This window comes from Herbidospora mongoliensis (assembly GCF_001570545.1).
GTDB lineage: Bacteria > Actinomycetota > Actinomycetes > Streptosporangiales > Streptosporangiaceae > Herbidospora > Herbidospora mongoliensis.
Genome location: NZ_BBXD01000011.1, coordinates 729,942 through 739,780, shown reverse-complemented (window position 1 = coordinate 739,780; position 9,839 = coordinate 729,942). Strand labels below are relative to the sequence as shown.

At 70.7% G+C, this 9,839-nt stretch carries 12 protein-coding genes; 1 reads left to right on the top strand and 11 read right to left on the bottom strand.

Annotated elements, in window-relative coordinates; genetic code table 11:
- The 7 genes from AW272_RS14870 to AW272_RS14840 all read right to left on the bottom strand — a co-directional run.
- Nucleotides 1-348: helix-turn-helix domain-containing protein (locus AW272_RS14870; protein ID WP_157518553.1), on the bottom strand; the 348-nt coding region annotated here is incomplete at its 3' end.
- A 107-nt stretch (nucleotides 349-455) separates the two neighbouring features.
- Nucleotides 456-1,880, bottom strand: coding sequence for an acyl-CoA carboxylase subunit beta (locus tag AW272_RS14865; protein ID WP_066364658.1), 1,425 nt, complete (start codon nucleotides 1,878-1,880; stop codon nucleotides 456-458).
- Between the two features lie 21 nt (nucleotides 1,881-1,901).
- A complete protein-coding gene (gene fabF / locus AW272_RS14860; protein ID WP_066364656.1) occupies nucleotides 1,902-3,134 on the bottom strand; it encodes a beta-ketoacyl-ACP synthase II in 1,233 nt (410 codons plus the stop codon).
- Nucleotides 3,135-3,175: 41 nt separating this feature from the next.
- Entirely contained in the window at nucleotides 3,176-3,415 is a 240-nt protein-coding gene (locus tag AW272_RS14855) for an acyl carrier protein (protein WP_061291596.1), read from the bottom strand.
- Between the two features lie 55 nt (nucleotides 3,416-3,470).
- Nucleotides 3,471-4,427, bottom strand: coding sequence for a beta-ketoacyl-ACP synthase III (locus AW272_RS14850; RefSeq protein ID WP_066364651.1), 957 nt, complete (start codon nucleotides 4,425-4,427; stop codon nucleotides 3,471-3,473).
- Nucleotides 4,424-5,335, bottom strand: coding sequence for an ACP S-malonyltransferase (locus AW272_RS14845; protein WP_066364650.1), 912 nt, complete (start codon nucleotides 5,333-5,335; stop codon nucleotides 4,424-4,426). The genes AW272_RS14850 and AW272_RS14845 overlap by 4 nt, the downstream gene beginning before the upstream one ends.
- Before the next feature lie 116 nt (nucleotides 5,336-5,451).
- A complete protein-coding gene (locus tag AW272_RS14840) occupies nucleotides 5,452-6,651 on the bottom strand; it encodes a PucR family transcriptional regulator (RefSeq protein ID WP_083958310.1) in 1,200 nt (399 codons plus the stop codon).
- Nucleotides 6,652-6,676: 25 nt separating this feature from the next.
- Here AW272_RS14840 and AW272_RS14835 point away from each other — a divergent pair, with 25 nt between their 5' ends.
- On the top strand, nucleotides 6,677-7,351 hold the full coding sequence (locus tag AW272_RS14835) for a helix-turn-helix transcriptional regulator (RefSeq protein ID WP_066364649.1): 675 nt from the start codon (nucleotides 6,677-6,679) through the stop codon (nucleotides 7,349-7,351).
- Here AW272_RS14835 and AW272_RS14830 read toward each other — a convergent pair.
- The 4 genes from AW272_RS14830 to AW272_RS14815 all read right to left on the bottom strand — a co-directional run bounded on the left by AW272_RS14830 (nucleotide 7,311) and on the right by AW272_RS14815 (nucleotide 9,836).
- Entirely contained in the window at nucleotides 7,311-7,697 is a 387-nt protein-coding gene (locus AW272_RS14830) for a VOC family protein (protein ID WP_066364648.1), read from the bottom strand. The genes AW272_RS14835 and AW272_RS14830 overlap by 41 nt on opposite strands.
- Nucleotides 7,698-7,763: 66 nt before the next feature.
- Nucleotides 7,764-8,204 carry a DUF350 domain-containing protein gene (locus AW272_RS14825; RefSeq protein WP_066364647.1) on the bottom strand — a complete coding sequence of 147 codons (441 nt, stop codon included), beginning with the start codon at nucleotides 8,202-8,204 and terminating at the stop codon, nucleotides 7,764-7,766.
- Nucleotides 8,205-8,228: 24 nt separating this feature from the next.
- Nucleotides 8,229-9,389, bottom strand: a complete 1,161-nt coding sequence (locus AW272_RS14820) for a glutathionylspermidine synthase family protein (RefSeq protein WP_066364644.1) — start codon at nucleotides 9,387-9,389, stop codon at nucleotides 8,229-8,231.
- 3 nt (nucleotides 9,390-9,392) lie between these two features.
- Nucleotides 9,393-9,836 (bottom strand): hypothetical protein, encoded by a 444-nt coding sequence (locus tag AW272_RS14815; protein WP_157518552.1) that lies wholly within the window; start codon nucleotides 9,834-9,836, stop codon nucleotides 9,393-9,395.
- Nucleotides 9,837-9,839 lie beyond the last annotated feature (3 nt).

Below are 9,839 nucleotides of genomic sequence, written 5' to 3'. Positions count from 1 at the left end.
GGCCAGGGGCGGGACGCCGTGGCGGCGCAGGATCCGGGTGATGGTCCGGGCCGGCACCCCGGTGGCGGCCGCGAGACGATCAGGTCCGGCCCGCAGCTCGGCACGCGCGGCCAGCACGCGCTGCTCGGTGGCGGGCGGGGTGCGGCGGGGGCTGGTGCGCGGGCCGCTGCGCCGCTCATGCAGTCCCGGCCAGCCTTCCTGCTGGTAGCGGCGGACCCACCGGTGTCCGCATTGGCGTGAGACGCCCAGTTCGGCGGCCACGTGCGCGACCGGGCGGCCGTCGAACACGACACGGCGAACCAGCAGGCATCTGCCGTGAAATGTCAGCCGGGCGTTAGCGTGACCCATCAAGACCTCCGCGCGTGGGTGAAGCGACCAACTCCACTACGCCCGGAGGTCTTCTTCATGATCAATCACCGATGGCCACGTGTCACCAAGATCTCGGCCAAGTACAACTAGAGCGGGATGTTCCCGTGGGCGCCCCGGGCGGGGGTCGCCCTGGCGATGACCTTGGCGATGGCGCCTCGGGTCTCCTCGGGCTTGATCACTTCGTCGACCACGCCCAGGTCGACCGCTCGGTCGAGGCCGCCGGCGATCTTCTCGTGCTCCTCGGCCAAACGGTGCTCGAGGTCGGCGCGCTCCTCCTCGGGAGCGGCCGCCAGTTCGCGGCGCTTGAGGATCCGGACCGCCGCCACGGCGCCCATGACCGCGATCTGCGCCGTCGGCCAGGCGAACACCCTGGTCGCGCCGAGCGAGCGGGAGTTCATGGCGATGTAGGCGCCGCCGTAGGACTTGCGGGTCACCAGGGTGACCCGGGGCACCGACGCCTCGGCGAAGGCGTGGAGCAGCTTCGCGCCGCGTCGCACCACGCCGTCGTGCTCCTGGCCGACACCGGGCAGGTAGCCGGGCACGTCGACCAGGACCACCAGGGGGACGCCGAACGCGTCGCACATGCGCACGAAGCGGGCGGCCTTCTCGGCGGAGGTCGAGTCGAGGCAGCCGCCCAGGCGCATCGGGTTGTTGGCGACGACGCCGACCGTCCGGCCGCCGAGGCGGCCCAGGGTCGTCACGATGTTGGGGGCCCACTTGGGGTGGAGTTCCACGCCGGGCTCGTCGAGGAGGCCGTTGACCAGCGGCTTCACGTCGTAGGCGCGGCGGATGTTCTCGGGCAGCAGGGTCGAGAAGTCGACCTCGCCGACCTCGCCCAGCCGGACCCGGCCCTGGTGCCCGAGCAGCGATGCGACCTCGCGCGCCTTGAGCAGGGCCTCGGGCTCGGACTTGGTCACGATGTGGACCACGCCGCTGCGCTTGCTGTGGGGCTCGGGGCCGCCCAGCGAGGCCATGTCGATGGTCTCGCCGGTCACCGAACGGACGACGTCGGGGCCGGTGACGAAGATGCGGCCGTCGTCGGCCAGGATCACGATGTCGGTCAGCGCCGGGCCGTAGGCCGCGCCGCCCGCCGCCGCGCCGACGACGACGGAGATCTGGGGCACGGTGCCCGACGCCTTCGTCATGGCGGCGAAGACGCGGCCGACCGCGTGGAGGGACTCCACGCCTTCGGCGAGGCGGGCGCCGCCCGAGTGCCAGACGCCGATGATCGGCACCCGCTCGCGGACCGCGACGTCATAGGCGTGGACGATGTGCTCGCAGCCCTCGGCGCCCATCGCGCCGCCCTGGACGCGCGCGTCGCTGCAGAAAGCCACGACGGGGACGCCCTCGACGCGGCCGGTGACCGCCAGGGCCCCGCTCTTGTCCTGCGGCGTGATGAGCCGCATGGAACCCTCGTCGAGCAGGTGGCCCAGCCGGACGACGGGATCGCGGGGGTCGGCCTCCTCCTGGTCGGAGGAGGCCGTCACCACCCTGTTGTCAACGACAGTCATTGCGTCCCTCTCAAAAGCTGATCAGGCAGAGGTAAAGACCACGGCGACGTTGTGGCCGCCGAAGCCGAAAGAGTTGTTGATCGCGGCGAGCTGGCCGCCGGGGAGCTTGCGCGGCTCACCGCTCACGATGTCCACGTCGAGGCCGTCGGCCGGGTCGTCGAGGTTGGCGGTGGCGGGCACGATGCGCTCGCTCAGCGCCAGGATCGTGAAGATGGACTCGATGCCGCCGGCGCCGCCCAGCAGGTGGCCGGTCATCGACTTGGTCGAGGTGATGAGCGGGGCGCCGGGGAGCGCCTCGCGGATCGCCCGCGCCTCGATCTCGTCGCCGACGGGCGTCGAGGTGGCGTGGGCGTTGACGTGGACGATGTCGGCGGCGGTGAGGCCCGCGTCGGCGACGGCCGTCAGCATCGCGGTCTTGCCGCCGATGCCGGTCGGCTCGGGCGCCGAGATGTGGTGGCCGTCGGAGGTGATGCCGATGCCGGCGGCGACGGCGTAGATACGCGCGCCGCGAGCCTTGGCGTACTCCTCCGACTCCAGGACGACGATGCCGGCGCCCTCACCGAGCACGAACCCGTCGCGGCCCTTGTCGAAGGGGCGCGAGGCGCGGTGCGGCTCGTCGTTGCGGGTCGACATGGCGCGCATCGCCGCGAACGAGGCGATGTTCAGCGGGTGGATGGCGGCCTCGCTGCCCCCGGCGACCACGACGTCGGCGCGGCCGGACCGGATCATCTCGATGGCGTAGCCGATCGACTCGGCGCCGGTCGCGCAGGCGCTGACCGTGGCGTGGGTGCCCGCGCGGGCGCCCAGGTCGATGCTGATCCAGCCGGCGGCGCCGTTCGGCATGAGCATCGGGACGGTGTACGGCGAGAGCCGGTTCCAGCCCTTGTCCCGATAGGTGTCGTAGGCGTTCAGGATGGTGCTGATGCCGCCGATGCCGGAGCCGACGACCACGCCGAGCCGGGTCGGCTCGACCTCGGGGGCGCCGGCGTCCTGCCAGGCCTGCCGGGCGGCGATCAGGGCGAACTGCTCATAGCGGTCGAGACGCCTGGCCTCGGGGCGGGGCAGCACCTCACCGGGGTCGACAGCGGCGACCCCGGCGAATTTCACCGGGACGGTGTCGACCCAGTCTTCGGTGATGGCGCGGACGCCCGACCGCCCGTCGAGGAGCGCCGACCAGGTTGAGGCGACGTCTCCACCAAGGGGCGTCGTCGTGCCGAGTCCGGTGACGACGACTCGCACCCGGTTGGTACTCACTTTGGTTGCACTCCTCTACGGTCGAACGGTTGAGCTGGGACTCAGTTCTGGATGAAGTTGACGACGTCCTTGACGGTCTTCAGGTGCTTGAGCTGGTCGTCGGGGATCTCCGCGCCGAACTCGTCCTGGGCCGCCACGGCGATCTCGACCATCGACAGCGAGTCGATGTCCAGGTCGTCGACGAAGCTCTTCTCGGGGGTCACCTCGGAGGCCGGGATTCCGGTGATCTCGTTGACGATCTTGCCGAGGCCGGCCAGGATCTCCTGCTCGGTGACTGCCATGTCTCTCCTTTGAGTGGTTTTTCTGGGTTTTCGTACGGCGAAGACCGTACAAGCTTTAGGGGATTTCGATGACCTGGGACGCGTAGGTCAGGCCCGCCCCGAAGCCGAGGAGGAGCGCGAGGCCGCCCGAGGGCACCTCGCCCTGTTCGATCATGCGGGACAGCGCGAGCGGAATCGACGCGGCCGAGGTGTTTCCGGCCAGAACGATGTCTCGGGCGACGACGGCCTTGTCGGCGCCGAGTTTGCGCGCGATGGCCTCGATGATGCGCAGGTTCGCCTGGTGGGGCACGAACGCCGCCAGGTCGGCGGGAGCCACGCCCGCACGGTCGCAAGCCTCTTTGGCCACCGGGTGAAGGGCCGTTGTGGCCCAGCGGAACACCGTCTGACCTTCCTGGTGAAGAGACGATGACCGGTCTTTAATCATGATGGCGTCGGCCTTGTCACCCGCGCTACCCCAGACCACGGGGCCGATGGCAGGGGTGTCGGACGGGACGACGACCGCCGCGCCGGCCCCGTCGGCGAAGATCACCGAAGTGGCGCGGTCATTGATGTCGATCCACTGGGTGAGCTTCTCGGTGCCGATGACCAGAACGTTCTTCGCCGAGCCCGCGCGGATAGAGTCGCTGGCCGAGGCGAGGGCGTAGCAGAAGCCCGCGCAGGCGGCGTTCAGGTCGTAGGCGCCGGGCGACGCGATGCCGAGCCGGTGGGAGACCCGGCCGGCCAGGTTCGGGATCGGGGCCTCGGGGGTGCAGGTGGCGACGATCACCAGGTCGATGTCGGCGGCGTCGAGGCCGCTCGCGGCCAGCGCCTTGCCGCCGGCCTGGACGGCCAGGTCGACCTCGGACTCCTCGGGACCGGCGAAGCGGCGCTCCTTGATGCCGACCCGGCTCTGGATCCACTCGTCGTTCGTTTCGATGATCTTGGCGAGATCGTCGTTGGTGACCACGTTCGCGGGCTGGTAGTGGCCGAAGGCCAGCACCTTCGCGCCCGGCGCCCCCGCGGGCAGCTTCACTTGATCGCCTCCTTGGCGGCGTCGAGGGCCGGGGTCAGGTCGGCGGGGGTTTTGAGTGCGACGGTCCGGGAACCGGGCAGGCCACGCTTGGCCAGGCCGGTCAGGGTGCCGCCGGGAAGCAGTTCGATCATGGTGACCGGGGTGTCTCCGGACTCCGCGGCCATGGTCGCGGAGCACAGGTCCCAGCGGACCGGGTTGCTCACCTGGTTGACCATGCGGTCGAGGGCGTCGCGGCCCGACATGACGATCGCGCCGTCGGCGTTGGACAGCAGCCGGATCGTCGGGTCGCCTGGGGTGATCTCGGTCGCGGCGGCGCGCAGCCGCTCGACGGCCGGGGCCATGTGGCGGGTGTGGAAGGCGCCGGCGACCGCGAGGGTCCGCAGCCGGGCCCGCTGCGGCGGGTCGGCCTGCAGAGCCTCCAACTGCTCCAGGGTGCCGCCCGCGACGATCTGACCGGCGCCGTTGTTGTTGGCGGGGGTCAGGCCGTGCTTGGCGAGCGACTCGAGCACGTCGACGCCGCCGAGGACGGCGGTCATGCCGGTCGCGGTGACGGCGGCGGCCTCGGCCATCGCCCGGCCGCGCTCGGCGACCAGCGAGACGGCCTCGTCGGCGGTGATCACTCCGGCCAGGGCGGCCGCGGCGAACTCACCGACGCTGTGGCCGGCGACGAGATCAGGGGTGACGCCGAGCTCCTCGAAGGCGGCCAGCGCGGCGGCCACCAGAAGCGGCTGCGCCACGGACGTGTCGCGGATCTCCTCGGCCTCGGCGGTGGTGCCGTAGGCGATGAGGTCGAGCTTCGCGATCTCCGACCATGCTGACAGACGGTCACGGAATCCGGGGAGCTCCAGCCACGGACTCAGGAAGCCTGGAGTTTGGGCGCCTTGTCCCGGCGCGACGATGACGAGCACGGTACCACCCTGCCCTGTAGCCCTCCGACACAGAGCTGGGGATCCGAACGAACTTCTGCCCGTCTCTGTTGTGGAATCCCTACAGTTCCGGTTTCTCCGCAATTAACGAGCGACGGTCAGATTACGGTCAGTCGACCGAGTATCAACCCAACCTGAAGGGTGAATGCGGACCGCCCTTCCGTGGGGGTGTACCCCGTCAGCTCGGCGATCTTCCGGAGCCGGTAACGCACCGTGTTCGGATGGACGAACAGCAGCCGCGCCGTCGCCTCCAGTGACGTGCCCTGTTCGAGGTAGGTCGCGAGGGTGTCGAGCAGCGGCGTGCCCGCCAGCGGTTTGTACACGTTCTCGACCAGCGCGGCGCGGGCGTCCTCGTCGCCGTCGATGGCCCGTTCGGCGAGCAGGTCGTCGGCCAGCACCGGCCGGGGCGCGTCGGGCCACCCGGCGGCGGCCCGGAGCCCGGCTATCGCGGCCCGCGCCGACCGGGCGGCGGCGTGCAGGTCGGGCACCTCGGGGCCGATCACGATCGGGCCCGGCGCGAAGCGGGGCACGACCAGGCGGGCGGCCTCCTTCATGCTGTCGGCGCCGCCGACGATCACGATCAGCCGGTCGCCCTGGACTCCGGCCAGCAGATCGTGACCGGCCCTGCGTCCCCGATCGCGCAGCCCGTCGATGACACTCTGGGGATCGTCGCTGGGGGACTGCCCGGCGAAGACGACCACCGGGGCGGAGGTCCAGCCGAGCGCGGCGGCCCAGGAGTGCAGGCCGTCGTCGACCTCGCCCCGCACCAGGGCGTCGACGATCAGGGCCTCCAAACGGGCGTCCCACGAGCCCCGGGCCTCGGCCTCGCGGGCGTAGACCTGGGCGGCGGCGAACGCCACGTCGCGCGTGTAGCGCAGCATCGCGTTGCGGAGCTGCTCCTCGCCGCCGGCCGCGGCCAGGTCTTCGACCTCGGCCTCGACCACCTCGACCACGATGCGGACCAGGTCGACGGTCTGCTGCAGCGAGACGCTGCGTTTGAGCTCGCGGGGGGCGGTGCCGAAGAACTCGATGCTGGGGGTGGGGCGGCCCTGCCCGGCGTGGCCGAACCACTCGACGAAGGCGGCGATCCCGGCCTGCGCGACCAGGCCGACCCAGGAACGGTCTTCGGCCGAGAGCGCGCGGTACCAGGCGAGCTGTTCTTCCATGCGGGCCATCGCGGCGGTGCCCAGGCTGCCCATCGCGCGGTCGAGCCGTCGTGCCGTGTCCTCACGGACCCTGTCGTTCACGGCTACTAGCGTGCCAGGTCGCCTGGGCGGATTCGCCAACGGCCATGGCATGGCGGGCCCGTGGCAAGCTGGAACGGTGTACCGGGAACGCGCGTCGGTGATTCCGGGCGCGGTGGTGTGGCGGACACCGGGCGCGCCCGGCCCCGCGGAGCGCCGGGTCCTGCCCGACGGGTGCATGGATCTGCTGTGGACCGGCGGCCGGCTCGTCGTGGCCGGGCCCGATTCTGTGGCGTACATCACCTCGATCGAACCCTTCAGGAGCCATCTCGGCCTGCGCCTCGCACCGGGCGACGCGCCCGAACTGCTCGGCGTGGCCGCCAGTGAGCTGCGAGATCGCCGGGTGAACCTCGATGAGATCTGGCCGGTACGTCAGGTGCGCGCCCTGGAGAACCGGCTGGCACGCGGCGAGGGGATCGAAGCGGTGGCCGCCGACCTGAGGCCCGACCCGGTGGTGCGCGGCGCCGCCGCGCTGATCGGCGGCGGGCTGGGCGTGGCCGCCACCGCCGACGAGCTCGACCTGGGCGAACGCCGCTTCCACCGGCTCTGCCTGCGCGCCTTCGGCTACGGCCCGAAGACGCTGGGCCGCATCCTGCGGATGAACCGGGCGCTCGAAAGGGCTCGCGCCGGTTCTCCCTTCGCGGCCGTCGCCCACGACGAGGGCTACGCCGACCAGGCCCACCTCGCGCGCGAGGTGAGGGCGCTGGCCGGGATCACGCTGTCGGATCTAGTGGGGCGTACAGGTCCACGCTGATGCCGTCGGGGTCGGTCAGGACCGCGTAGCGCTGTCCCCAGAAGGCGTCCCACGGCTTGAGGTGCCCGTGCTCCGACATGTCGGCATAGGTCTGGTCGACCTCGGCCGGGGTGTCGCACTGGAACGCCAGACCGGTCCGGCCGGGACCCGGCGTCCAGTCGGGGTCGAAGGATTTGATGGTCTCCTCGGTGTCCCAGCACAGGCGGAACCCGCCCGGCAGGGGCACCTCGACGTGCGGCGCTCCGTCGGCCTCGGCCGGGATGTCCAGGCCGAGGCGGCGGTAGAAGGCGAGCGATCGGCCCATGTCGGAGACGACGAGACCGATGACGTTGAACTGAATAGCCATGGTCCGACGGTACGAGACGGCGTACCGGACCGTCTTGAAGGAATCAGACGGGGACCTGGGCGGCTGTCAGATGACCGCCACGGCGGTGATCAGGCCGATGGCGACGTGGGTGACCGACAGCAGGATGGTGGCGGGCTGGAGCTGCGGCTCGTGGACCAGGGCGCGGATCGAGATGCCGGCCACCTTGTCGAAGGCGAACATGCCGAGCGTCTGGACGGCGATGCCGATCAGGCCGAACACCAGCGTGGCGATCAGGCCCTCCTGGAGCCGGCCGCCGGAGGAGAAGATCGAGGCCGCCACGATCAGCCCGACGGCCCCCAGACCGGCCGCTGTCAGCGCGGTGGCGTTGGGGTTGCGGTCTTCGCGGATCAGCGTGCTGAGCTTGCCCGGCGTGGCCATGTCGATGACATAGAAGCCGACGATCAGCAGTAGAACGCCGAGGACGGCGTAGGCGGCGATAGCCAGGGCACCGTTGCCGAGGACCTCGCCGAAGGAAATGGTGTCCATTGACCCTGCTCCTATTGGGGGGTGTTAACCGTTGATTCGATGGGGGACGAACGACGAGGTGTCGTCGGTGATCAGGCCGGCTGTCTCTCGGATGCCGAGCCCGGCCGACTCGTCCTCCACCACCCAGGCGCCCAGAACGGGTCGCTGGCCGTCGAAATCGGGCAGGGCCTGGAACTCCTGGAAGACGAACCCCTCGGCGCCGTAGGTGCCGCCGGTCTCCAGGGAGTGTTCCGCCGACATGATCGTCATCGACGCGCCCTCGCGTCCCAGGAGTGGCTTGCGGATGAATCCTGCCAGGTCGCGCGGGCCGTCGAGGTAGGAGGCCAGCAGGTTCGGATGCCCGGGGAACAGCTCCCAGAGCACCGCCAGCAGCGCCTTGTTCGACAGCAGCATCTTCCACGGCGGCTCGACCCAGGTCATCGACGGCATCATCCGCAGCGCGTGGTCGCCGAAGGGCTCGTTGACGATCCACTCCCACGGATAGAGCTTGCACAGCGACCGGATGACGCGTTCCTCGACGTCGACGAACCGCCGGTTCAGGGCGTCCCAGCCGATGTCCTCCATCGCGATGGCGACGGTGACCAGACCGGCCTGGCCGGCCGTCTCCTGCAGGTAGCCGAGGGTCATCGCCTCCTCGCCGGAGGTGTCGAGGCTCGTCCAGGCGAAGTGGGAGGGGCCCGTCGGGAGGGTCGCGGCGATGGCCTTCCAGCGGTCGACCAGGCGCTCGTGGATGGAGTTCCACTGGTCGTCGCCCGGGAAGACGTCCTGCAGCCAGTACCACTGGACGACCGAGCTCTCGAGCAGGCTGGTCGGGGTGTCGGCGTTGTATTCGAGCATCTTGGCGGGGCCGGTGCCGTCGTAGCGGAGGTCGAAGCGGCCGAACAGGTGGGGGTCGCGGCGGTACCAGGAGTCCTTGATCGCCTGCTGCCACTGGGGCGGCACGGCGAAGTCGTGGAAGCGGCCGGTGACCACGACGTGGTCGACCGCCTCCAGGCACATCCGGTGCAGCTCTTCGACCTGGGCCTCCAGCGCGAGCACTTCGTCCATGGAGAAGACGTAGTGGACGCTTTCGTCCCAGTAGGGCCGGGCGAGCCCGCCCGGATGGGCCGACCGGTGATAGGCCAGGCCATGGGCCTCGACCGTGGTCTCCCAGCCGTTCCGGGGTGCCGACCGTTCCCTGCGCACGGGTCAGCTACCGCTGCTGCTGCCGTGCGAGCCGAACCCGCCGCGCTGGATGACCTTGCCGGACCGCGTGGAGATCTGCGCGTTCGACGGCTTCAGCGTCGAGCCGCCGCGGATGTGCGAACCGGCGCGGATGCCGCCGTAATACCACCCGTAGGCGCCGTGGGAGCCGACGTAGGTCCGGCCGTCGTCGCACAGGTCGTCGTCGACGAGCGGGTAGGAGCCGTCGGCCAGCGGGTTGTTCATGTCGACGCAGTCGGCGTCGACCTCTTCGTAGTCGTCGTCGGTGGCCGCGCAGAAGCCCACGACCAGCACCGACAGCACGCCGATGGCGCCCAGCTTGACGGCCGTGGAGGCTTTCTTCTTTTTCGGAGGCGGGCCGCCGGCCATCGGAAACGTGGGAGGCCCCGGTGGTGGGGGCGGGGCGGGCGGCGGGGGCGTGGCGGCCATACG

Excerpts from the sequence above, each read along its gene's own strand:
- AW272_RS14865 (WP_066364658.1), bottom strand. The coding sequence starts at position 1,880 with ATGACTGTCGTTGACAACAGGGTGGTGACGGCCTCCTCCGACCAGGAG.
- AW272_RS14855 (WP_061291596.1), bottom strand. The coding sequence starts at position 3,415 with ATGGCAGTCACCGAGCAGGAGATCCTGGCCGGCCTCGGCAAGATCGTC.
- AW272_RS14815 (WP_157518552.1), bottom strand. The coding sequence starts at position 9,836 with ATGGCCGCCACGCCCCCGCCGCCCGCCCCGCCCCCACCACCGGGGCCT.
- AW272_RS14825 (WP_066364647.1), bottom strand. The coding sequence starts at position 8,204 with ATGGACACCATTTCCTTCGGCGAGGTCCTCGGCAACGGTGCCCTGGCT.
- AW272_RS14840 (WP_083958310.1), bottom strand. The coding sequence starts at position 6,651 with ATGCCATGGCCGTTGGCGAATCCGCCCAGGCGACCTGGCACGCTAGTA.
- AW272_RS14830 (WP_066364648.1), bottom strand. The coding sequence starts at position 7,697 with ATGGCTATTCAGTTCAACGTCATCGGTCTCGTCGTCTCCGACATGGGC.